The following is a 22,950-nucleotide window of genomic DNA, read 5'->3' on the forward strand; positions in this document are numbered from 1 at the left end:
ACGGGCGGATGCGGTACGGCGGTGCGTCCCGGCACGGCGGTTGCGGTCGCCGGGCCGGGATGAGGGGCGGTGCCGCCCGGTGGACGGGCCCGCCAGCGGCATGGCATGGCGCGGCGGGTGAACGCGCCCAACACGGGAGAACGATTCATCGTCACCGCCGGACGCGGACGCGGCGGACCGGGTGGGCGTGATTCGGGTCACTGCCCCCCGCCGGCCATCCGCCGCCCGGCCGGCGGGTCACACCGGCCGGGTGGGATCATCTCCGGGTGCGTACCGAGACCGTCCGCTTCCGCCACAACCAGGCGATCCTGGTCGCGGCGGTGATCGCCTTCATCGGGGCCCTGCCGCTGGCCAGCGCCGGGTGGTATTTCGTGCCCGTGCTGCTCGTCCCGCTGGCGATCGGGGTCTGGGCCTGGCGGGCCGGCACCGAGGCCGACGCCCGGGAGCTGCGCCTGCGGGCGCTGGCCGGGCAGCGCCGGGTCGCCTGGGACCGGGTCGTCGAGCTGGGCGCCGACGCCCGGGGGCGGGCGGTCGCCCGGCTCGACGACGGCGAGCTGCTCGTGCTGCCCGGGGTGCGCGGCAGCGAACTGCCCCGGCTCGTCGCGGCCACCGGCCAGAACCTGCCCGGCCCGGCCGCCTGACCCCACCGCCGTGGGCCGGCCGGTCAGTAGCCGTCCGACACCGCGTTCACCAGCGGCTCCCCCGCGGCGAAGCGCCGGACCTGCTCGGCCACCAGCCGGTACGCCCGGGGCAGCAGCCCGCGCACCGAGCCGGCGACGTGCGGGGTCAGCAGCACGTTCGGCAGCTCCCACAGCGGGTGGTCGGCGGGCAGCGGCTCCGGGTCGGTGACGTCCAGCGCGGCCCGCAGCCGCCCGGTCGCCAGCTCGGCGACCAGCGCGTCGGTGCGGGCCACCGGGCCGCGCGCGGCGTTGACCAGCAGCGCGCCGTCGGGCATCGCGGCGAGGAACTTCTCGTCGACCAGGCCGCGCGTCGCGTCGGTCAGCGGCACCAGCACCACCACCACGTCGGCCTCGGGCAGCAGCGCCGGCAGCTCGTCGACCCCGTGCACCCCCTCGGCGGGACGCGGCGTGCGGGCGACCAGGGTGAACGTCACCTCGAACGGGGCGAGCCGGGCCCGCACCGCCGCGCCGATCGAGCCCGCCCCGACGATCAGCACCCGCTTGCCGGCCAGCTCGTCGGTCGGGCAGAGCCGGTCGTAGGCCCACTCGCGGCGGGACTGGGCGAGGGCGAAGGCGGGGAAGCCGCGCACCTGGGACAGGATCGCGGCGACCACCCACTCGGCCGTGCCGACGTCGTGCACGCCGCGCGCGTCGCAGAGCGTCACCCCGGGCGGCACCCGGCCCGCCCAGGCGTCCGCGCCGGCCGAGAGGAGCTGCACCACCCGCAGGTCGGGCAACCTCCCGAGCAGGGCGGTGGCGTCCACGCCGGAGAGGAACGGCGGCACCCAGAACCGGACGCCGGCCACCTCGGAGGGCAGCCGCGACGGGTCCTCGGCCACCTCGACGGTGACCCCGGGCGGCACCTCGCCGAGGAGGGCGCGGCCGGCGGGGTGCGGAATCCATACCTTCACGGACGCCGACGATAGCCGGTGCGGGCCCCGTGACGGCACCGCCGGGCGGCTAGGCTGGGCCGGGTGAGCACCGGAGCCCCGTACCCCCGCAAGAGCCCGCTGCGGGCGGTCGTCGCGGCGTCCTGCGCGGCGCTGCTGCTGGCCGCCGCCGGGTGCAGCTTCGGCGAGCCGGAGCCGGACCCGGCCGGCGAGCCGCCCAACCTGCCCACCCCGTCGGTCTCCGCGCCCGCCGGGGCCGGCCCGCAGGTGGTCACCACGGTGCTGGCCAAGGGGCTGCGGGTGCCGTGGGGCATGGCGTTCCTGCCCGACGGCGGCGCGCTGGTCACCGAGCGGGACAGCGGCCGGATCCTCCAGGTCGGCCCCGGTTCCTTGCGCGGCGGGCTGACGGTCACGGCGGTGCGGACGGTGCCCGGCGTGGTGCCCGGCGGCGAGGGCGGGCTGATGGGGATCGCGGTCTCCCCCACCTACGCGACCGACCAGACGATCTTCGTCTACCACACCGCCGAGAACGACAACCGCATCGTCAAGCTGGACCTGGACGGGGCGCCCACCCCGATCCTGACGGGCATCCCCAAGGCCGGCATCCACAACGGCGGCGGGCTCGCCTTCGGGCCGGACGGCTTCCTCTACGCGAGCACCGGCGACGCCGGCAACCGGGAGGCCGCGCAGGACCAGAAGAACCTGGGCGGCAAGATCCTGCGGATCACCACCGCCGGCAAGCCGGCCCCGGGCAACCCGTTCGCCGGCTCCCCCGTCTGGTCCCTGGGCCACCGCAACGTGCAGGGCCTGGCCTGGGACGCCGGCAAGCGGATGTACGCCGTCGAGTTCGGCCAGAACACCTGGGACGAGATCAACCAGATCACCAAGGGCGGCAACTACGGCTGGCCCCAGGTCGAGGGCCAGGCCGACGACCGGCGGTACGCCGACCCGCTGGTGCAGTGGCGCACCACCGACGCCTCCTGCTCGGGCCTCGCGGCGACCGACCGGCTGCTGGTCACCGCCTGCCTGCGCGGGCAGCGGCTGTGGCTGGTCGAGCTGACCGACACCGGCACGGTGCTCGGCCAGCCCCGGGAGCTGCTCACCCGCCGGTACGGCCGGCTGCGCGGCGCGGTCGCCGCCCCCGACGGGTCGGTCTGGGTCACCACCTCCAACCACGACGGGCGGGGCCAGCCGGCCCCCGAGGACGACCGGATCCTGCGTCTCGTCTTCACCGACGGCGGCGCAGGCCGCAGCTGACCCGCCGCCGCCAGCAGGGCCGGAATCCCGGGTTTGCCAAGATCCTTCACTGGGCAGGTCAGAATCTCAGCATGGACGGGCAGGAGAACGAAGAGCGCAGCGCCGGCGAAGCCGCGCCCCGCACGGCCGGGCGCGGCCGGGTCCGGCGGCTGGGGGTGGTCCTCGCCGTCCTGGTGATCTCCCTGGCCGGGGCGGTCATCGGCACCCTCGCCGGCGGGCGGGTGCACACCGACATCGGGCCGTTCCGCGCGGAGCTGAGCCTCACCCCGTCGCTGGAGGGCGGCACCACCGTCGACATCCCGCCGCTGGGCGCGCTCCAGCTCGACAGCCACGACGGGCCCACCCACCTCACCGTCGGCCTCGGGGCCCTCGACCAGCGGCGCACCGAGGCGCTGATCGACGACCCGGCGAGCATCAGCCGGGCCAGCCAGTCCGCCGTCACCGACGTCCGCAACGGGGTGCTGCGCCTCGGGCTGCGCACCGTCGGCGCGGCCGTGCTGGTCACCCTCATCCTCGCCGGGCTGGTGTTCCGCGACACCCGGCGCACCGCCTGGGCGGGCGGGCTGTCGCTGCTGGTCACCGCCGGCAGCCTCGGCCTCGCCGCGTCCACCATCCGCCCGCAGGCGATCGAGGAGCCCCGGTACGAGGGGCTGCTGGTCAACGCCCCCGCGATCGTCGGTGACGCCCGCCGGATCGCCAACGACTACACGAAGTACGCCGAGCAGCTCCAGCGCCTCGTCGGCAACGTCAGCCAGCTCTACACCACCGTCTCCGCCCTGCCGGTGTACGAGCCGGCCCCCGGCACCACCCGGGTCCTGCACGTCTCCGACATGCACCTCAACCCGACCGGGTGGCAGCTCATCCGCACGGTCGTGGAGCAGTTCGGCATCGACGTGGTGATCGACACCGGCGACATCACCGACTGGGGCAGCGAGCCGGAGGCGTCGTTCGTCGGCTCGATCGGGCTGCTCAAGAAGCCGTACGTCTACATCCGGGGCAACCACGACTCGGGCAAGACGGCCGCGGCGGTGGCCCAGCAGCCCAACGCGATCGTGCTGAACAACTCGACCACCACCGTCGCCGGGCTGACCATCGCCGGCATCGGCGACCCCCGGTTCACCCCCGACAAGGAGACCTCGCCGGCCGGCAGCGGCCTCACCAGCGAGGTGGCCGACCAGGTGATCGGGGCCGGTGAACAGCTCGCCACCACGGTCCGCAACTCGCCCAAGCCGGTGAACATCGCGCTGGTGCACGACCCGGCGTCGGCGGGGCCGCTGTCGGGCACCTGTCCCCTGGTGCTCGCCGGGCACACCCACGCCCGGCAGGTCTCCAAGCTGCCGCAGGCGCCGGGCCAGATGCCGACGCAGCTGATGGTGGAGGGGTCCACCGGCGGCGCGGGGCTGCGCGGCCTGGAGGGCGAGAAGCCCACCCCGCTGTCGATGACGGTGCTCTACTTCGACAAGGAGAAACTGCTCCAGGCGTACGACGACATCACCGTCGGCGGCACCGGCCAGGCGCAGGTCAACCTGGAGCGGCACGTGGTGCAGAACCCGAAGGCCGGCGACCAGGTGCCGGTCACCCCGACCCCGACCCGCTGACCCGGCCACCCCGCCCACCCCGCTCGCCCCCACTCACCCCCGCCGCTCCGCTGCCCTCGCCGCCCGAGCGCCCGCGCGGGCCGTCGGTACGGGGCAGCACGGGCCCGGCCGGTACGGGGCAGCGGGCCCCCGACCTGCGGGCCGCGGACCTGCCGCAGGCATACCGCGGACCTGCTGCGGACCTACGAAGCCATGGTCAACCGTGACAGTGTGTCACCGAGCAGCGCCTGTCGACCCACCCCGTCGCCTCCTTTGCTCTGCACCCATCGACGCAACAGTCACCCTCGGCAATCACCCCACCAGAGGTCGATCGGGGAGTGTCAACCGTTTCCGCAAATCAGCGGCAGTGTTGCGTCGATGGGTGCAGAGCAAAGGGAGGGCAAGGTGAGGTGAGGCCGACGGAGAAGGTCACGGAAAGCTACAGAGCGGCACTGACCACGGAGCGCAACGAACCGCAGCCCGTTAGGGGTAGGACCGGCGCGGCCGGCGGGACCGGCGCGGGGCAGCGGGCGGCAGCGGGCGCGGCGACGGAAGCCAGCGGAGGGCGGGGCGGGGGTCAGCGCAGCGAGAGGGCGGCCAGGGCCGCGTTGACGATGCTCCCGGGCAGCAGGTCGTGCAGCTCGTACAGCTCGCGGACGCTGCCCGACTGGCCGAACTCGTCCACGCCGAGCGGCACCGCCGGGGCGCCGACGGCCGAGCCGAGCCAGGCCATCGCGTGCGAGGCCGCGTCGTGCACCGTCACCACCGGCACCCGGTCGACGAACGCCGACCGCAGCGCCCCCGGCACGCTCGGCACGGTGGCCGTCCGCACCCCCTGGCGCAGGGTGCGCTGCCACGCCCGGTAGAGCCGGTCCAGGCTGGTCACGTCCACCACGTGCGCGGCCACGCCCTCCTCGGCCAGTTCGGCGGCGGCGGCCAGCACCTCCGGCAGCACCGCGCCGGAGGCGGCGAGCTGCACCACCGGCGCGTCGGCCAGCTCCGGGTGCGCCGCGTGCGCGTCGACCAGCCGGTACGCCCCGGCGACCGCCTGCCGGCGCAGCACCGCGTCGCCGAGCCGCGCCCGCGCCGCCTCGAAGGGCGCCTGGTCGATCGGGCGGGTGCTGAGCCGGAAGTAGTACGCCCCGTCCTCGACCGGCGCGGCCGTGCTGGCCGGCGTGCCCCCGGCGGCGATCTGCCCGAGGGCGTCGCAGAGCAGCCAGTCGAGGGTGGCCGCGTACGCGGGCTCGACGAACGTCACCCCGGGCAGCTCCAGCCCCACCGACGCGGTGATCGTGGACTGGTGCGCGCCGCCCTCGGGAGCCAGGGTGATGCCCGACGGGGTGCCGGCGACCACGAACCGGGAACCCGAGTAGGTGCCGTAGAGGAACGCGTCGAGGCCGCGCAGCACGAACGGGTCGTAGACGGTGCCGACCGGCAGCAGCGGCTGCCCCGACAGGTCCCACGACAGGCCGAGCTGGCCGAGCAGCAGGAACAGGTTCATCTCCGAGATGCCCAGCTCGATGTGCTGCCCAGCGGGGCTCTCGGTCCAGCGCAGCATCCGGTCCTCCGTCCAGGACCGCTGCTCGGTCGGGGCGAACACCCCCGTCTTGTTGATGAACCCGGCGAGGTTCGTCGAGGTGGCCACGTCGGGCGCGGTGGTCACCAGGTAGGGGGCGACGCCCTCGTCGCGGGCCAGCTCCACCAGCACCCGACCGAAGACCTCCTGGGTGGAGACGGGCCGGTTCGCGCGTACCCTCGTGGTTTCCGGAACGGCGACCGGCAGCGCCCGCCCGGCCGGCGGTCGGGACAGCGCCTCCCGGCGCGCGCCGGCCCGGATGCCGGCCGGCGACGCCGGGTCGAGGCGGTCCCACTCGGTGGCGGGGGTCAGGCCGTGGGCCGCGCGCAGCTCGTCGACCTGCGCGGTGGTGAGCAGCGCCGAATGGTTGCGGGGATTGCCGGCGATGGGCAACCCCCAACCCTTCACGGTGTACGCGAAGACGACGCTGGGCCGGTCGGTGACCGCGTCGCACTGGGCGTACGCGTCGAGCATCGCCTGCAGGTCGTGCCCGCCCAGGTCGGTGACCAGCGGGGCCAGTTCGTCGTCGGTGACGTCGGCGATCAGCTCGGCGATGCCGGCCGGCGCGCCGTCGCAGAACCGCTCCCGCAGTGCCGGCCCGGCCAGCCCGAACAGCGACTGGTACTGCTCGTTGGGCATCGCGTCGATCCAGTCGCGCAGCGCCTCCCCGCCCGGCCGCGCGTACGCCTGCGCGAGCCGGCGGCCGTACTTGACCTCGACGACGTGCCAGCCGGCGGCCTCGAACTGGCCGCGCCACTGGTTGATCCGCACCCCGGGCACGACCCGGTCGAGGGACTGCCGGTTGAAGTCGACCAGCCACATCACGTTGCCCAGGCCCGTGGTGGCGGGGTCGGCGACGGCCTCCCAGATGTTGCCCTCGTCCAGCTCGGCGTCGCCGATCAGCGCCACGAACCGGGAGCGGGGGCGCGCGCCGAAGTGCGCGTCGACGTACCGGCGGGTGACGGCGGCGAACAGCGGCGCGGCGGCGCCGAGGCCGACGGAGCCGGTGGAGAAGTCGACGCCGTCGGGGTCCTTCGTGCGCGACGGGTACGACTGGAGGCCACCCCGGGCGCGCAGCCGCGTCAGGTAGGACCGGTCGAGGTTGCCGAGCAGGTATTGAATCGCGTGGAACACCGGCGAGGCGTGCGGCTTCACCGCGACCCGGTCGGCGGCGTCGAGGTGCGCGAACCACAGCGCGGTCATGGCCGTGACCAGCGACGCGCTGGACGCCTGGTGCCCGCCGACCTTCACCCCGTCGCCGGTGTCCCGGTCGTGGTTGGCCGCGTCGACGGTGCGGGTGGCGAGCCAGAGCACCCGGCGCTGGATCTCGTCGAGGACGTCGAGGTCGTGCTGGTTCACGGGGTGCTCCATCCGGGCGTCGCCGTTGACGCCTCGCGAGGGGGTGGGGGTGGGGGTGCGGGTGTTAGGAGGGGGCCCTTCCTATACAGAAAGCGTTAACAAGGGCCCCCTCCTTGCGTCTCAGGCGCCGAGGCGGGAGAGGATCAGCTCGCGGACCGTCTTCGCGTCGGCCTGGCCGCGGGTGGTCTTCATGACCGCGCCGACCAGCGCGCCCGCCGCCGCGACCTTGCCGCTGCGGATCTTCTCGGCGATGTCCGGGTTGGCGGCGATCGCCTCGTCCACGGCGGCGGTCAGCGCGCCGGTGTCGGAGACGACCTCCAGGCCCCGGGCGGTCATGATCTCCGTCGGCGAGCCCTCGCCGGCCACCACGCCCTCCAGGACGCTGCGGGCCAGCTTGTCGTTGAGCTTGCCCGCGTCGACGAGGCCCTGCAGCTCGGCGACCTGCGCCGGGGTGGCCCCGACGTCGGCCAGCTCCACGCCCGTCTCGTTGGCCCGGCGGGACAGCTCGCCCAGCCACCACTTGCGGGCGGCGACGGGGGTGGCCCCGGCGGCGACGGTCGCCTCGATCAGCTCGACCGCGCCCGCGTTGAGCACCGACTGCATGTCGGCGTCGGACAGGCCCCACTGCTCCTGGAGGCGGCGGCGGTGCAGCCGGGGCAGCTCCGGCAGGGCCGCCTTCAGCTCGGCCACCCAGGCGGCGTCCGGGGCGAGCGGCACCAGGTCCGGCTCCGGGAAGTAGCGGTAGTCCGTCGCGGTCTCCTTCGACCGGCCCGGGGTGGTGTCGCCGGTGTCCTCGTGGAAGTGGCGCGTCTCCTGGGTGATCCGGCCGCCCGCGTCGAGCACCGACGCCTGCCGCAGCATCTCCGACCGGACGGCCCGCTCCACCGAGCGCAGCGAGTTGACGTTCTTGGTCTCGGTGCGGGTGCCCCACTCCTGGCCGGGCAGGTTGAGGGAGGTGTTGACGTCGCAGCGCAGCGACCCCTCCTCCATCCGCACGTCGGAGACGCCCAGCGAACGGATCACGTCACGCAGCTCGGTGACGTACGCGCGGGCCACCTCGGGGGCCAGCGCCCCGGTCCCGGGGACCGGCTTGGTGACGATCTCCACCAGCGGGATGCCGGCCCGGTTGTAGTCGACCAGCGACTCCGTCGCGCCGTGGATGCGGCCGGTGGCCCCGCCCACGTGCAGGGTCTTGCCGGTGTCCTCCTCCAGGTGCACCCGCTCGATGCCGATGCGCACCAGCTCGCCGCCCACCTCGACGTCGAGGTAGCCGTCGACGCAGAGCGGCTCGTCGTACTGGCTGATCTGGAAGTTCTTCGGCATGTCCGGGTAGAAGTAGTTCTTCCGGGCGAACCGGCACCACGAGGCGATCGAGCAGTTGAGCGCGAGGCCGATCCGGATCGTCGCCTCGATCGCCGCCTTGTTGGCCACCGGCAGCGACCCGGGCAGGCCCAGGCAGACCGGGCAGACCCGGGTGTTGGGCTCGCCGCCGAAGTCCGTCGGGCAGCCGCAGAACATCTTGGTGTTCGTGCCCAGCTCGACGTGGGTCTCCAGGCCGATCACCGGCTCGTAGCGGGCGACGACGTCGTCGTACGCGGGCAAGGTCGTCGTGGTCATCGGTGCTCCTGCCTCACAGTGCCGGTGGGGTGAACGTGCCGACCGCGGACTCCAGCGCGGCGGCGACCCGGTACATCCGGTCGTCGGCCATCGTGGGGGCCATGACCTGCAGGCCGACCGGCAGCCCGTCGGAGAGGCCGCACGGCACCGAGATGCCCGGCCCGCCGTACAGGTTGGTCGGGATGGTGTACAGGTCGGCCAGGTACATCTGGTACGGGTCGGAGGTGCGCGCGCCGATCGGGAACGCCACGAACGGGGTGGTCGGCGAGATCAGCGCGTCGACCCGCTCGAACGCGGCGGTGAAGTCGCGGGTGATCAGGGTGCGGACCTTCTGCGCCTGCCCGTAGTAGGCGTCGTAGTAGCCCGAGGAGAGCGCGTACGTGCCGAGCATTATCCGGCGCTTGACCTCGGGGCCGAAGCCGGCGTCCCGGGTCAGCGACATGACCTCTTCGAGAGACCGGTTGCCGTCGTCGCCCTCGCGCAGCCCGAACCGGACGCCGTCGAAGCGGGCCAGGTTCGAGGAGCACTCGCTCGGGGCGATCAGGTAGTACGCCGGCAGCGCGTACTTGAAGTGGGGGCAGGACACCTCGACGATCTCCGCGCCGAGCTTGGCCAGGGCGTCGACGGAGTCGCGGAACGCCGCCGCGACGCCCGGCTCCGCGCCCTCGCCGGAGAACTCGGTGACCACGCCCAGCTTCACGCCGGTCAGGTCGCCGGTCGCGCCGAGTCGGGCGGCGGCCACCACGTCGGGCACCGGCTGCGGGATGGAGGTGGAGTCGCGCGGGTCGTGGCCGCCGATGGCCGCGTGCAGCAGCGCCGCGTCGAGCACCGTACGCGCGCACGGGCCGGGGGTGTCCAGCGAGGAGGAGAACGCCACCAGGCCGTAGCGGGAGGTGCCGCCGTAGGTGGGCTTCGCGCCGACGGTGCCGGTGACCGCGCCCGGCTGGCGGATCGAGCCGCCGGTGTCCGAGCCGATGGCCAGGGGCGCCTCGTACGCGGCGAGCGCGGCGGCGCTGCCGCCACCGGAGCCGCCGGGGATGCGGTCGGTGTCCCACGGGTTGCGGGTCGGCCCGTACGCCGAGTATTCCGTGGAGGAGCCCATCGCGAACTCGTCCATGTTGGTCTTGCCGAGCATCACCGTGCCGGCGGCGCGCAGCCGCTGCACGATCGTCGCGTCGTACGGCGGGCGCCAGCCTTCCAGGATCTTCGACCCGACGGTGGTCGGCACGCCCTTGGTGGTGAGCACGTCCTTGACGGCGACCGGCACGCCCGCGAGGGGGCCGAGTTCCTCACCGGCGGCCCGGCGCTCGTCGACGGCGCGGGCGGCGGCGAGCGCGCCGTCGGCATCGACGTGCAGGAAGGCGTTCACCCGGTCGTCGACGGCGGCGATGCGGTCCAGGTGGGCCTGGGTCACCTCGACGGCCGAGGTCTGGCCGCCGGCGACGAGGCCGGCGATCTCGACGGCGGTCAGCTTGGTCAGGTCGGTCATGACGCCACATCCTCGTCCAGGATCCGCGGGACGCGGAACCGCTGCTCCTCGGCGTCGGGCGCGCCCGACAGGGCCTCGGCCGGGGTCAGGCCGGGCACCACCACGTCCTCGCGCAGCACGTTGGTCAACGGCACGGAGTGGGACGTCGGCGGGATGTCCGCCGCGGCGACCTCGCCGACCTGGGCGACCGCCTGGAGGATCGTGTCGAGCTGGCCGGCGAAGGTGTCCAGCTCCTCCTCCGTGACGGCGAGCCGCGACAGTCGCGCCAGGTGCGCGACCTCCTCGCGGGAGATGGCGGCCATCAGTGCCCCCTTCTGGCTGTCCTGCTGCATCTGGCGGTGGCTTGCCGCGCGCCGGGAACGACGATGACGCGCGGTGACCGCAGCGAGTCTATTGCCCGGCACCGGCCGGGCGTCCCCGACTCCCCCTGCGGCCGGCGCGGCGGCGGGGTCAGCGGGCCTGCGGGGGCCGGCTCTCCGCCTCGCGGGCCGCCGGCCGCAGCGGCCGGTAGCGGGCCAGCCAGTCGGTCAGCTCCCCGGCGGGCATGGGCCGGGCGTAGAACCAGCCCTGCGCCACGTCGCAGCCGGCGGCGTGCAGCAGCCGCCAGGTCCGCTCGTCCTCCACGCCCTCCGCGACGACCCGCAGCCCGAGCGCCCCGGCCAGCTCGATCATCGACCGGACGATCGCGGCGTCGTCGGCGTCGTCGGCCATCCCCAGCACGAACGACCGGTCCACCTTGACCTCCGACAGCGGCAGCCGGCGCAGGTGCTGCATGCTGGAGTAGCCGGTGCCGAAGTCGTCCAGCGCGATGGCCACCCCGATGGCGTGCAGCCGCGAGATGGTCGCCAGCACCCGGCGGGGGTCGGCCATCAGCGCGCCCTCGGTGATCTCCAGTTGCAGCCGGTCGGGCCGGACGCCGTAGCGGGCCAGCCGGTCGGCGATCTGGTCGGCGATCTCGCCGGTGTGCAGGTCCCGGACGCTGACGTTGAGCGCGGCCCGCAGGGTGATCCCGGCCGCCGACCACTTCGCGAGCTGCTCCACCACGTCGTCGACGACCCGGCGGGTGAGCAGCCGCATCACGGCGCTCTGCTCGGCGACCCGGATCAGCTCCTCCGGATCGACCATGCCCCGGCGCGGGTGCCGCCAGCGCAGCAGCGCCTCGACGCCCACGACCTCGCCGGTGGCGATGGCGACCTGCGGCTGGTAGTACATCGTGATCCGGCCGGCGCCGTCGGCGTCGCCGCGCGCCGGCCCGGCCTGCGGCACCGGCACCACGGCGTCCGCCCCGCCCGGCTCGGCGTCGGGCTCGGCGGCCCGCCGGCGGATCGGGTCGGCGGCGGTGACGATCCGGTTGATCAGGTCGTCGGGGTGGTCCGGCTCCACGCGTTGCCGGTGCCGGCGGGCCCGCCACCGGCCCGGCCCGGCGGGTGCCGGCCGTCCCGCGTCGACCGGCCCGCCCGCCGCCGCGGACAGCGCCGCCGGCAGCGCGGCCCCGTCGCCGCCGCGCGCACCGACCGGCGCGTCGCGCTCCGCCGACCCGACCGGCCCCGCCTCGAGTACGCGCCGCAGGTCGGCCAGGAGCCCCAGCCGCTCGGCCGAGTTGTGGTCGGACTCGGCGGCGTAGACGGCGATGGTGTCGTTGCGGTGCTTGGCGTCGTACATGGCGACGTCGGCGTGGCGCATCAGCGTGGCGAAGTCCTCGCCGTGTTCGGGATACATGGCGATGCCGATGGAGCCGCCGACGTCCAGCGGCAGCCCGTCCAGCGACACCGGCTCGGCGAGCGCGGCGACCAGCCGCTCGGCCGTGGCGCGGGCGGCGTCCACGCCGGCCAGGCCGGTGCTGACGATGGCGAACTCGTCCCCGCCGAGGCGGGCGAGCAGGTCCCGCTCCCCCACCGCGCCGGCCAGCCGGGCGCTGACCTCGATCAGCAGGCGGTCGCCGACGGCGTGGCCGAGCGCGTCGTTGACGTTCTTGAACCGGTCCAGGTCGATCAGCAGCAGCGCGAGCTGGGCGTCCGGTTCGTTGCGCGCGGAGCGCTCGGCGTGCAGGTGGACCTGCTCGGCGACCTCGGCCAGCAGCGCCTTGCGGTTGGGCAGGCCGGTGAGCGGGTCGAGCGCTCCGAGGTGCTCCTGCTCGGCGGCGAGCCGGGCCATCCGGTACACCGCGAACAGCGGCACCAGCACCAGCGGGATCAGCGCGGCGCTGGCCCGGGCGGCGGCCACCAGCACCGGGGCGAGCAGCAGCAGCGACCCGGTGGAGATCAGCTCGTACCCCAGGCCGGACCGCACGCCGGGCCACCAGCGGTCCGCGAAGCGCAGCCGGATGGCGGTGCTGACCAGGCCGTAGTTGACCGCGAACCAGACGGCGGTCGCCGCGCCCACCGCCAGCACGTCGACCGCGCGCAGCCGCCCGCCGGCGAAGATGCTCCCCGGCCCCAGGGCGGTGACCGCCGAGGCGGCGGCGAGGGCGCAGGCGTACTGGGCGGCGTTGAAGCCGGAGCGCCACGCGGCGTGCCCCATCCGCCAGCCGGAGACGACCACCGCCACGGTCTGCACGGCCACGGCGGGGCCCAGCCCCCAGCCGAGCAGGATGGCGAAGGTGAAGCAGGTGGACGGGAAGACCGCCGACGACTGCCGCCGCCCGGGCGGCACGAACGGCCGCGCGTCGCAGACGACGGCGAGCGCCGCCATCGTCCAGAACGCCGCCGGCAGCTCGGCGAGCCGGCCCGCCAGCGCGGCCAGCGGCCCGGCGGAGAGCAGCACCGCCAGCGCGGCGACGGCGGCGACGAAACCGAAGAAGGGCGTCACCCGTCCCGGCGGGACGGAGTTTCGCGGATCGACGGCCTCCATCGCACCTCCCGGGCAGCGGTCGCGGCGGGCCCTGTGCCCGCCGTGACCACCATGAAACGCCCTGGGTGCCGCTTTTCAGAGATGACAGCCGCGAATCGGTCCTAGTCGTAACTAACTTGGTATACGCGGCCAGGTGCGGTCAAGGTGCCCCGGCGGTCGCCCGCCGCGGGCCCGCCGCGCTCCCGCTCGGGTCACTCGCCGACCCGGGCCACCTCCCGGGCCGCGTCCGGGCCCCGGTCGAGCAGGACCCGGAAGCCGTCCTCGTCGAGCACCGGCACCTTCAGGGTGGCCGCCTTGTCGGCCTTGGACCCCGGGTTGTCGCCCACCACCACGAAGCCGGTCTTCTTGGAGACCGAGCCGGTGACCTTGCCACCCCGCACCTGGATCGCCTCGGCGGCCTGGTCGCGGGAGAACCCGCTCAGGGTGCCGGTCACCACGACCGTGAGCCCCTCCAGCGGGCGCGGCCCCTCGTCGCCGGCCTCCTCCGCCATCCGTACGCCCGCCTCGGCCCACTTGCGGACCACCTCGCGGTGCCAGTCGACGGTGAACCACTCGACGATGCTGGCCGCGATCGTCGGGCCGACGCCGTCGACCGAGGAGAGCTCCGCCTCGCTGGCGGCCTGGATCGCCGCCATCGACCGGAAGTGCCGGGCGAGGGCCTGGGCGGCGGTCGGGCCGACGTGCCGGATGGAGAGCCCGACCAGCACCCGCCACAGGTCGCGTTCCCGGGCCACGGCGAGGTTGTCGAGGAGCTTGGCGGCGTTGCTGCCGAGGCTGCCGTCCTTGTTGACGAAGAACGGCGACCGGGCCAACTGCTCGGCGTCGAGCCCGAACAGGTCTCCCTCGTCGGTGATGACCTGCGCGTCGAGCAGCGCCGCCGCGCCCTTGTAGCCGAGCACCTCGATGTCGAACGCGCCCCGGCCCGCGAGGTGGAAGACCCGCTCGCGCAGCTGCGCGGGGCAGCTGCGGCTGTTGGGGCAGCGGATGTCGACGTCCGCCTCCTTCTCCGGGCGCAGGGCGGTGCCGCAGGAAGGGCAGTCCGCTGGCATCTCGAACCGCTTGGCGTCGGCGGGGCGCAGGTCGACCACCGGGCCGAGCACCTCGGGGATCACATCGCCGGCCTTGCGGATCACCACCGTGTCGCCGATCAGCACCCCCTTGCGCTCCACCTCACGGGCGTTGTGCAGAGTGGCGTAGGCGACAGTGGAACCGGCCACCAGGACCGGCTCGAGCAGGGCTCGCGGGGTCACCCGGCCGGTGCGCCCGACCTCCACCTCGATGTCGAGGAGCTTGGTGTTGACCTCCTCCGGCGGGTATTTGAAGGCGATCGCCCAGCGCGGGGCCCGGCTGGTCGAGCCGAGCCGGCCCTGGATGGAGACCGGGTCCACCTTGACCACGACCCCGTCGATCTCGTGCTCGACGTCGTGCCGGTGCTCGGCGTAGTACGCGATGAACTCGGCGACGCCGGCCAGGTCGGGCACGACCCGCCAGCGGTCGCTGGTGGGCAGCCCCCACGAGCGCAGCGCCGCGTACGACTCGGACTGCGCCGTCGGCGTGTAGCCGCGCCGGGCGCCGATGCCGTGCACCACCAGCCGCAGCGGCCGGGAGGCCGTGATCCGGGGGTCCTTCTGCCGCAGGCTGCCCGCGGCGGCGTTGCGCGGGTTGGCGAAGGGCGCCTTGCCCTGCTCGACGAGACTCGCGTTGAGGTCGGCGAAGCCGGCGATCGGGAAGTAGATCTCGCCGCGCACCTCGACGAACTCGGGCACATCGGGGAAGTCGTCGGACGGCGTCAGCCGCGCCGGCACGTCGCGGATGCTGCGGACGTTGGCCGTGACGTCCTCGCCGGTGCGCCCGTCGCCCCGGGTGGCGGCCCGCACCAGCCGGCCCTTCTCGTAGGTGAGGTTGATCGCCAGCCCGTCGACCTTGAGCTCGCAGAGGTAGGGCACCGGGCCGCCCGCGTCCCGCTCCACCCGCTCGGCCCAGGCCGCCAACTCCTCGTCGGCGAACGCGTTGTCGAGCGAGAGCATCCGCTCGGCGTGGGTGACCGGCGTGAAGTCGGTGGAGAAGGTGCCGCCGACCCGCTGGGTCGGCGAGTCGGGGGTGCGCAGGGCGGGGAACTCGGCCTCCAGGGCCTCTAGCTCGCGCAACTGCCGGTCGAAGTCGGCGTCGGAGATGGTGGGGGCGTCCAGCACGTAGTAGCGGTACTGGTGTTCGGTCAGCTCCTGGCTGAGGGTGGCGTGCCGCTCCCGCGCCTCGGGGGTCGGCTCGGGGCCCGCCGCCGCCTCCTGCGCCGGGCTCACCTGCTGTGGAACGGCTTCCTCGGACATGCTGCCGGCTTCGGACACCGTGTCGACCTCCCTGTTCACGCTACCCCCGCACCGTATCGGGACGGTGGGACAATCCGCGGCCTGGGCGGAGCAGCCGACGTCACGCGAGGGAACGTGGGCAGTTGCGGTGCCTAGGGAGCTGAGTCACCAACGACATCACCCCGCCGCCGGTCCATCCGCCACCGGTCCATCCGCCGCCAGGCCCCGCGGCCGAGCCACCCACCGCCCAGGCCCCCCACCACCAGGCCATCCCCACCCCGCCATGATCGTCTGCTGATCATGGAGACGACACGCCGACGCCCGTCTCCATGATCAGCAGACGATCATCGCTTGGCTTCGGCACACAGCCTGCCCTGTCGCTGCGTCTCCCAGGGAACGCCGCACGATGTCCGAGGCGCTCCGGCCGGCAACGAGTCGGCATCGCGTGTGCGGGTCGACCTGCGGCCTCCTGCCAGCGCCCGACCCGCCTCAACGGGGATCGGTCGGGACAACGCGAGCAGCGCGTTCAGGCCGCCACGTTGCCCCACCGCTTTACCGCCCCACCGCCCTACCGCCGCAACGCTGCCGGGCCGCTGGCGCACCGCCGAGCATGTCGCCGCCCGTGGTCGGGCTGCCTCGCAGGGCGCTGATGTCGTATTCGACTCAGCTCCCTATGTCCCGGCAGCAGTCATCCGCCCTCGACCCGCCGCCGGCTCGGGGGGTGGGTCGAGAGGCAGGCCGGGGGAGAGAGCAGTCGGGGGCGAAGAGAAAGGCAGCCGGCCGGGGAGCAGTCAGTCGAGGGCGGCGGCGAGGGCGGCGAGCTGGTCGGCGTACTCGATGCGGGTGGCCCAGTCGGTCGGCCAGGCCGGCAGGCCGTGCGCCGCGCCGACGAACGCGCCGGCCAGGGCCGCGATGGAGTCGGAGTCGCCGGCGGTGGTCGCGCCGCGGGCCAGCGCGCCGACCGGGTCGTCGGCGTGCCACAGCGCGCAGAGCAGCGCGGTCGCCAGGGCCTCCTCGGCCACCCACCCCTCGCCGGTACGCCGGCACGGGTCGCCGCCGTCGTCGGGGCGGGTCAGGGTGGTGGTCAGGCGGCCCAGGGCGCCCAGGCACTCGTCCCAGCCGCGGGCGATGAACTCCTCCGGCGAGTCGACGCCGGGACGCTGCCACAGGTCGCCGAGCCAGTCCGACCGGTAGACCCGGCGCTGCTCCCGGGCCCGGTCGGTGAGCAGCGCCGGCAGCTCGGCCAGCGCGGCGCCGTCGCGCAGCAGGCGGACCGCGTACGCCGTCAGTTCGCTGGCGGCCAGCCCGGTCGGGTGGCCGTGGGTCAGGCCCGCCTGGAGTTGGGCGAGACCGGCCAGGGTGTCCAGGTCGACGGCGAGCAGCCCGACCGGGGTGACCCGCATGTTGGCCCCGCAGCCCTTCGAGCCGGCCACGGTGGCCTCCTGCCAGCGCACCCCCCGGGACAGCTCGGCGCAGGCCCGCAGGCAGGTCATGCCCGGCGCGCGGTTGTTGTCGGGGCTGACCGACCAGGCCACGAAGCGCTCCCGCAGCAGCGGCTCGACCGCCGCCGGGGTGTACGCGGGCGCGTCGTGCAGCGCCCAGGCCACCGCGAGCGCCATCTGGGTGTCGTCGGTGACCAGCGCGGGGTCGCCCTCCAGCTCGCGGGGGCCGGACGGACCGTAGCGGCGGTGGATCTCGGCGACGGTCAGGAACTCGGTCGGGCGGCCCAGCGCGTCACCGTAGGCCAGGCCGAGCAGCGAGCCGGAGGCCCGCCGGAGCGAGGAGTCGATCACCCGTGTGATCATGCCGCGCCCCGGCGATCCCCGCCATGCGACGGGACACAGACGGGCCGGTCGGTCCCGGGTCAGTCCCAGCAGAGGCAGAACGGGTGGCCGGCCGGGTCGGCGTAGACCCGGAACCCCTCCCCCTCGCCGTCGAGCCGGCGCGCGCCCAGCGCCAGCACCGCCCGCTCGGCCGCCTCGATGTCGGTGACGGTGACGTCGAGGTGGAGCTGCTGTGGCCGCTCCGGGTCGGGCCAGGTCGGCGGGCGCAGGTCGGGGGCGCGTTGGAACGCGAGGCGGGGATGCTGGCCCGGGTCGCCGCCGAGCACCACCCACTCGTCGCCGTCGGAGTCACCCTCCGCCAGCGGCAGGCCCGTCAGCTCGGCGTAGAACGCCGCGAGGGCACGCGGATCGGGGCAGTCGATCACGGTGCTGCGCAGTTGTCCGATCATGTGCGTCATCCTGCCCACGGGGTGCGACAGGAAACCTCAGTCCTCGGCGAGTCGCCGGCCCGCGTCCCGGCACGCCGCGAGCACCGCCCGCACGTGCTGCGGCGTGGCCCCGGCGAGGCCGCAGGCGGGGGTGACCACCACCTGCTCGGGCAGCCGGCGGCGCGGGAAGCCGAGGCGGTCCCAGAGCTGGCGTACCCGATCGGCGACCTGGGCGGAGGTCGGCGCGCGACCGCCGGGCGGCGGGGTGGCCGGTGCGGCGCCGGCCAGCAGCCCGAGCCCGGCGTCGATGGCCTCGCCGAGCGGGTCCAGATCCTTCACCAGGGCGAGGTCCAGGGCGACCCCGGCCGCGCCGGCCGAGCGGATCAGCTCCAGCGGGACATCCGGCGCGCAGCAGTGCACCACCACCGGCACGCCGACGGCCTCGACCACCGTGCGCAGCAGGTCCGCCGCGTCGGGCTGCGGCACCGACCGGTACGTGCCGAAGCCGCTCTCGGTGGGCACCCGCCCGGCCAGCACGGCCGGCAGGGACGGCTCGTCGAGCTGGAGCAGCACCGAGGCCCGGGGCAGCCGGCGGGCGACCGCCGCGAGGTGGGCGCGCAGCCCCTCGGCGAGGGAACCGGTGAGGTCCCGCACCGCGCCGGGGTCGCGCAGCATCCGGCCGCCGATCGGCAGGTCGATGCCGGCGGCCAGGGTGTACGGGCCGGCGGCCTGCACCTTGACCGGGCCGGCGTACTCCTCGGCCTGCTCGGCGAGCTGGTCGAGGTCGCGTTCCATGAGGTCCCGGGCCCGGCGCAGCTCCCGCCCCGGGCGGGGGGCGACCCGCCAGTGGGCCGCGTACAGCTCGACGGGCAGCTCGACCAGCAGGCCGCCGGTGCGGCCGATCAGGTCCGCCCCGGGGCCGCGCGCCGGCAGCTCGGGCAGGTGGGGCAGGGCGGGCAGCTCCCCGAGGACGATCCGCTGCGCCTCGGCGATGTCGGTGCCGGGCAACGAACCGATGCCGGTCGCCGCGCCGAGGGGCCAGGGCCACGCGCTAGCTGTCACGGGCGAAGGGTACCGGTCGGCGGCCGGCGGCACGCGGCGATGTGTCGCACAGCCGGGCACCGCGCACGCGGCGCTGGTCGAGCCGGGCGGCGCGTCAGCCGGCGATGGTGGCCGAGCCGAGCACCACGTCGCCGGCCGGGTCGGGCCGGTACGCGACGATGGCCTGGCCGGCGGCGACCCCGCGCACCGGGCGGCGCAGCTCGGCGCGCAGCGTGTCGCCGGTCAGCTCGACCGTGGCGGGCACCACGTCGCCGTGGGCGCGCAGCTGCACCTCGCACTCGATCGGCCCGTCGGGGCGCTCGCCGCCGGTCCACACGGGACGGTCGGCGCGCACCGTGGAGACCTCCAGCGCCTCGGCCGGCCCCACCGTGACGGTGTTGGTCTTCGGGGTGATGGAGAGCACGTAGCGGGGGCGGCCGTCGGGGGCGGGCCGGTCCAGATGCAGGCCCCGGCGCTGCCCCACCGTGTACGCGTACGCGCCGGTGTGGCTGCCGACGACCGCGCCGGTGAGCACGTCGACCACCTGGCCCGGCGCCTCGCCGAGCCGGCCGGCGAGGAAGCCCCGGGTGTCGCCGTCGGCGATGAAGCAGATGTCGTGCGAGTCGGGCTTGTCGGCGACGGCGAGGCCGCGCCGGGCCGCCTCCTCGCGGACCTGGGCCTTGGTCGAGTCGCCGAGCGGGAAGACCGACCGGTCGAGCTGGGCGCGGGTCAGCACCGCGAGCACGTACGACTGGTCCTTGGCCGCGTCGACGCTGCGGCGCAGCAGCCCGTCGGGGCCGAGCCGGGCGTGGTGGCCGGTGACCACCGCGTCGAAGCCCAGCGCCACGGCCCGGTCCAGCACCGCCGCGAACTTGATCTTCTCGTTGCAGCGCAGGCAGGGGTTCGGGGTGCGGCCGGCCGCGTACTCGGCGACGAAGTCGTCGACCACGTCGGCGTGGAACCGGTCGGCCATGTCCCACACGTAGAACGGGATGCCGAGCACGTCGGCGGCGCGGCGGGCGTCCCGCGAGTCCTCCAGCGTGCAGCACCCGCGCGCCCCGGTGCGGTACGTCTGCGGGTTGCGGGCCAGCGCCAGGTGCACGCCGGTGACGTCGTGCCCGGCCTCCACGGCCCGCGCCGCCGCCACGGCGGAGTCGACCCCGCCGGACATGGCCGCCAACACCCTCACCCCGTCACGCTCCCTTCCCCGCTCCGAGCGTACCGGTCAGCGGGGCGCGCGCAGTGCGGCGGCGCGGCGGGCCCGCTCCACCGCCGCCGGCAGGGCCGCCACGAGCGCGTCGACGTCGGCCTGGCCGCTGGTGTGGCCGAGGCTGAAGCGCAGCGAGGAGCGGGCCCGGTCGTCGTCGGCGCCCATCGCGATCAGCACGTGGGAGGGCTGGGCCACCCCGGCCGAGCAGGCCGAGCCCGTGGAGCAGGCGATGCCCTGGGCGTCGAGCAGCAGCAGCAGCGCGTCGCCCTCGCAGCCGGGAAAGGAGAAGTGCGCGTTGCCGGGCAGCCGGTCGTCGGGGTCGCCGTTGAAGACGACCTCGGGCACGGCGTGCCGGACCCGCCGCACGAGGTCGTCGCGGAGGGCGGCGACGCGGGCCGCGTACTCCTGCTGGCCCTTCACCGCCGCCTCAACGGCGACCGCGAAGGCGACGATGCCGGCGGTGTCGAGGGTGCCGGAGCGCACGTCGCGTTCCTGGCCACCGCCGTGCAGCAGCGGGGTGGCCGCGACGTCGCGGGCGAGCAGCAGCGCGCCCACCCCCGCCGGGCCGCCGAGCTTGTGCCCGGTGACCGTCAGCGCGGAGACGCCGCTGGCGGCGAAGTCGACGGGCACCTGGCCGACCGCCTGGATCGCGTCGGTGTGGAACGGCACCCCGTGCTCGGCGGCGACGGCGGCCAGCGCGGCCACCGGTTGCAGGGTGCCGACCTCGTTGTTGGCCCACATCGCGGTGACCACGGCGACGGCGTCGCCGTGGTCGGCCAGCTCGGCGCGCAGCGCCTCCGGGTCGAGCCGGCCGGCGGCGTCCACCGGCAGCCAGCCCACCTCGGCGCCCTCGCGTTCGGCCAGCCAGTCGACCGTGTCGAGGACGGCGTGGTGCTCGACGGCGCTGGAGACCACCCGGCGGCGGGCCGGGGAGGCGGCCCGGCGGGCCCAGAAGATGCCCTTGACCGCCAGGTTGTCGCTCTCCGTCCCGCCGCCGGTGAAGATCACCTCGGAGGGGCGGGCGCCCAGCGCGGCGGCCACCCGCTCGCGGGACTCCTCCACCCGGCGACGGGCGCGCCGGCCCGCCGCGTGCAGTGACGACGCGTTGCCGACCTCGCGAGCGGCGGCCACGTACGCCTCCAGTGCCTCGTCGAGCATCGGAGTCGTCGCCGCGTGATCCAGGTATGCCATCGCCGCTCAGCCTACTGACCGGCCTCGCGCCGGCCCGACTCCGGAGGTCACCCGCGCCCCGGGGCGCCAGGACCCCGGGGCGCGACCGCTCACACCGGGACGGCGGTGACGACGATGTTGTCCCGGTATCGGCGGGTCTGCGGGTCGAACGGGCCGCCGCAGGTGATCAGCGTGAGCCGGGGGCTGCCGTCGCGGGCGAAGTACCGGTCCAGCGGGATCTTCGTCTTGGCGTACTCCTCGCGGGCGACGACCCGGTACTCGCGCGTCGTCCCGTCGCCGCCGGTGGCGGTGACGGTGTCGCCCCGGTCCAGCTCCCGCAGCCGGAAGAACGCCCCCCTGCCCTGTTCGGCGCTGTCCACGTGGCCGGCGATCACCACCGACCCGGCGTCGGCGGACAGGCCGGGGCCGTACCGGTACCAGCCGATCCGGTCCACGCTGGGCGGGACCTCGAACTCGTCGGTGCGCGGGTTGACCCCGACCGGGTCGACGCGGGCGGTGACGTCGATCGCCGGGATGCGCAGCCGCACCGGCGGCACGGTCGCGTCGCCGGCGGGCAGCTCGCCGGCCGTGACCGGCACCGACGGGCCACCGGGGGCGCTCGCGGCCGGCGATCCGGTGGCCACGGCCAGGGCCGCCGCGTCGTCCGCGCCGACGTCCTCGGCGGGCTGCGAGCCGCAGGCGACCACGGCGGCGACGGTGAGCGCGGCAGCGCCGGCGGCCATCGCCGCCAGCGCGCCGCGGTTGCGCACCGTCACCGGCGGGACGTCCGGGCCGTGGCGGCGACCCGGACGCCGCCGCCGACCAGCAGCAGGACGCCGGCGCCGGCCAGCACGTACCACCAGGTCTGCACGCCGGTGCCGGCCTGGCCGCCGGTGCCGCTGGGCACGCCGCCCGGGGCGGAGTGCAGGCCGGTGATGGTCTGCGCGACCAGGTCGAGGTTCTTGGCCTCGGCCGAGCCGATCGCGTAGACGATGGTGGCGGTGCCCTCCTTCAGGTCCAGGTCGGCGGGACCGATCGCCACGGTGTCGGTGCCGGCGAGCACCACGTCGGCGGAGACGGTGCCGGCGTCGACGTCGGCCTTCGCCTCGTTCGGGTTGGTCAGGTCCTCGAAGACGGGCTTTCCGCCGGCCCGCACGTCCACGGCCGGGGCGGCGGCGGTGTGCCGGACGATCAGCCGGGCCTTGCCGGCGTCGACCTTGGCGGTGTCGTTGGCGAACGGCGTGATCCTGGGCTTGCCGGCCTCGTCGAGGTGCGCGGCGAGGCTGATGTTCGCCCCGCCCGGCACCTCGGCGTCGTCGACGGTGAGGATCGCCTTGTCGAGCGCCTCGCCGGGCTTGGTCAGGGCGATGTCGTACGCGCCCTGCTCCAGGTCGAGCGGGCCGGCCACGTCGCCGGGCTTGAAGTTGTCGAGGGTCTTCTTGCCGTTGACATACACGTCGACGGGGGTGTCGGGGATGCCGTGCACGACGGAGACCTTGCTGGTGGCGGCGTAGGCCGGCGTGGCGGTGAGGGCACCGGCACCGGCGAAGGTCAGCGCGGCGACCGCGCCGCCCGCGGCGACCCGACGGAAGTACGAGAGCTGCATGTCTGCCTCCTGGTGGTTCGTGCTGGTTCGTCAGGCCTGGCTTGCAGAACGGGTTACGCCGGCTCCCGCCGCCCCGGATGCGCCCTCCGACGACTTCTTTTTCTTTCCGG

The 22,950-nt window shown here is 75.0% G+C and carries 17 protein-coding genes; 3 read left to right on the forward strand and 14 right to left on the reverse strand.

All coding sequences use genetic code 11. The features are described 5' to 3' along the window. The first annotated feature begins 266 nt into the window (after positions 1 to 266). Positions 267 to 641 (forward strand): PH domain-containing protein, encoded by a 375-nt coding sequence (locus tag ACVMYR_RS07855; RefSeq protein WP_077936563.1) that lies wholly within the window; start codon positions 267 to 269, stop codon positions 639 to 641. 23 nt (positions 642 to 664) lie between these two features. On the opposite strand, the gene ACVMYR_RS07860 is transcribed toward ACVMYR_RS07855, so the two are convergent. Next, positions 665 to 1,591 (reverse strand): 2-hydroxyacid dehydrogenase, encoded by a 927-nt coding sequence (locus ACVMYR_RS07860; protein WP_431892561.1) that lies wholly within the window; start codon positions 1,589 to 1,591, stop codon positions 665 to 667. Positions 1,592 to 1,654: 63 nt separating this feature from the next. Here ACVMYR_RS07860 and ACVMYR_RS07865 point away from each other — a divergent pair, with 63 nt between their 5' ends. Both ACVMYR_RS07865 and ACVMYR_RS07870 read left to right on the forward strand, forming a co-directional pair. After that, a complete protein-coding gene (locus ACVMYR_RS07865; RefSeq protein WP_457121440.1) occupies positions 1,655 to 2,827 on the forward strand; it encodes a PQQ-dependent sugar dehydrogenase in 1,173 nt (390 codons plus the stop codon). A 71-nt stretch (positions 2,828 to 2,898) separates the two neighbouring features. Further along, complete coding sequence (locus tag ACVMYR_RS07870; RefSeq protein ID WP_077936560.1) at positions 2,899 to 4,425, forward strand: metallophosphoesterase; 1,527 nt, start codon at positions 2,899 to 2,901, stop codon at positions 4,423 to 4,425. Between the two features lie 556 nt (positions 4,426 to 4,981). Here ACVMYR_RS07870 and ACVMYR_RS07875 read toward each other — a convergent pair. The 13 genes from ACVMYR_RS07875 to ACVMYR_RS07935 all read right to left on the reverse strand — a co-directional run bounded on the left by ACVMYR_RS07875 (position 4,982) and on the right by ACVMYR_RS07935 (position 22,840). Continuing rightward, on the reverse strand, positions 4,982 to 7,339 hold the full coding sequence (locus tag ACVMYR_RS07875; protein WP_457121441.1) for a transketolase-like TK C-terminal-containing protein: 2,358 nt from the start codon (positions 7,337 to 7,339) through the stop codon (positions 4,982 to 4,984). A gap of 120 nt (positions 7,340 to 7,459) precedes the next feature. Continuing rightward, positions 7,460 to 8,956 (reverse strand): Asp-tRNA(Asn)/Glu-tRNA(Gln) amidotransferase subunit GatB, encoded by a 1,497-nt coding sequence (gatB, locus tag ACVMYR_RS07880; protein WP_457121442.1) that lies wholly within the window; start codon positions 8,954 to 8,956, stop codon positions 7,460 to 7,462. Positions 8,957 to 8,969: 13 nt separating this feature from the next. Further along, positions 8,970 to 10,445 carry an Asp-tRNA(Asn)/Glu-tRNA(Gln) amidotransferase subunit GatA gene (gatA, locus tag ACVMYR_RS07885; RefSeq protein WP_077936556.1) on the reverse strand — a complete coding sequence of 492 codons (1,476 nt, stop codon included), beginning with the start codon at positions 10,443 to 10,445 and terminating at the stop codon, positions 8,970 to 8,972. Beyond that, positions 10,442 to 10,747: an Asp-tRNA(Asn)/Glu-tRNA(Gln) amidotransferase subunit GatC gene (gene gatC / locus ACVMYR_RS07890; protein ID WP_007075103.1), complete on the reverse strand. Its 306-nt coding sequence runs from the start codon at positions 10,745 to 10,747 to the stop codon at positions 10,442 to 10,444. Before gatC ends, gatA begins: the two co-directional genes overlap by 4 nt. Before the next feature lie 148 nt (positions 10,748 to 10,895). Then, the gene (locus tag ACVMYR_RS07895; protein ID WP_457121443.1) at positions 10,896 to 13,295 is read right to left on the reverse strand and encodes a putative bifunctional diguanylate cyclase/phosphodiesterase; all 2,400 of its coding nucleotides are present in this window, start codon (positions 13,293 to 13,295) and stop codon (positions 10,896 to 10,898) included. A 191-nt stretch (positions 13,296 to 13,486) separates the two neighbouring features. Beyond that, the gene (ligA, locus tag ACVMYR_RS07900) at positions 13,487 to 15,622 is read right to left on the reverse strand and encodes an NAD-dependent DNA ligase LigA (protein ID WP_457121444.1); all 2,136 of its coding nucleotides are present in this window, start codon (positions 15,620 to 15,622) and stop codon (positions 13,487 to 13,489) included. Between the two features lie 770 nt (positions 15,623 to 16,392). After that, on the reverse strand, positions 16,393 to 17,406 hold the full coding sequence (locus tag ACVMYR_RS07905; protein ID WP_457121445.1) for an ADP-ribosylglycohydrolase family protein: 1,014 nt from the start codon (positions 17,404 to 17,406) through the stop codon (positions 16,393 to 16,395). A 59-nt stretch (positions 17,407 to 17,465) separates the two neighbouring features. Further along, positions 17,466 to 17,834, reverse strand: a complete 369-nt coding sequence (locus tag ACVMYR_RS07910; RefSeq protein ID WP_457121446.1) for a VOC family protein — start codon at positions 17,832 to 17,834, stop codon at positions 17,466 to 17,468. Positions 17,835 to 17,870: 36 nt separating this feature from the next. Next, positions 17,871 to 18,875 carry a uroporphyrinogen decarboxylase/cobalamine-independent methonine synthase family protein gene (locus ACVMYR_RS07915; protein ID WP_077936554.1) on the reverse strand — a complete coding sequence of 335 codons (1,005 nt, stop codon included), beginning with the start codon at positions 18,873 to 18,875 and terminating at the stop codon, positions 17,871 to 17,873. 94 nt (positions 18,876 to 18,969) lie between these two features. Continuing rightward, positions 18,970 to 20,043: a tRNA 2-thiouridine(34) synthase MnmA gene (gene mnmA, locus ACVMYR_RS07920; protein ID WP_457121447.1), complete on the reverse strand. Its 1,074-nt coding sequence runs from the start codon at positions 20,041 to 20,043 to the stop codon at positions 18,970 to 18,972. A gap of 36 nt (positions 20,044 to 20,079) precedes the next feature. After that, complete coding sequence (locus ACVMYR_RS07925) at positions 20,080 to 21,255, reverse strand: cysteine desulfurase family protein (protein ID WP_091274403.1); 1,176 nt, start codon at positions 21,253 to 21,255, stop codon at positions 20,080 to 20,082. A gap of 89 nt (positions 21,256 to 21,344) precedes the next feature. Then, on the reverse strand, positions 21,345 to 22,010 hold the full coding sequence (locus tag ACVMYR_RS07930) for a class F sortase (protein WP_077936548.1): 666 nt from the start codon (positions 22,008 to 22,010) through the stop codon (positions 21,345 to 21,347). Then, positions 22,007 to 22,840, reverse strand: a complete 834-nt coding sequence (locus ACVMYR_RS07935) for a DUF4397 domain-containing protein (protein WP_077936547.1) — start codon at positions 22,838 to 22,840, stop codon at positions 22,007 to 22,009. The genes ACVMYR_RS07930 and ACVMYR_RS07935 overlap by 4 nt, the downstream gene beginning before the upstream one ends. Between the last annotated feature and the right edge of the window lie 110 nt (positions 22,841 to 22,950).

The organism is Micromonospora sp. PTRAS2 (assembly GCF_054052245.1).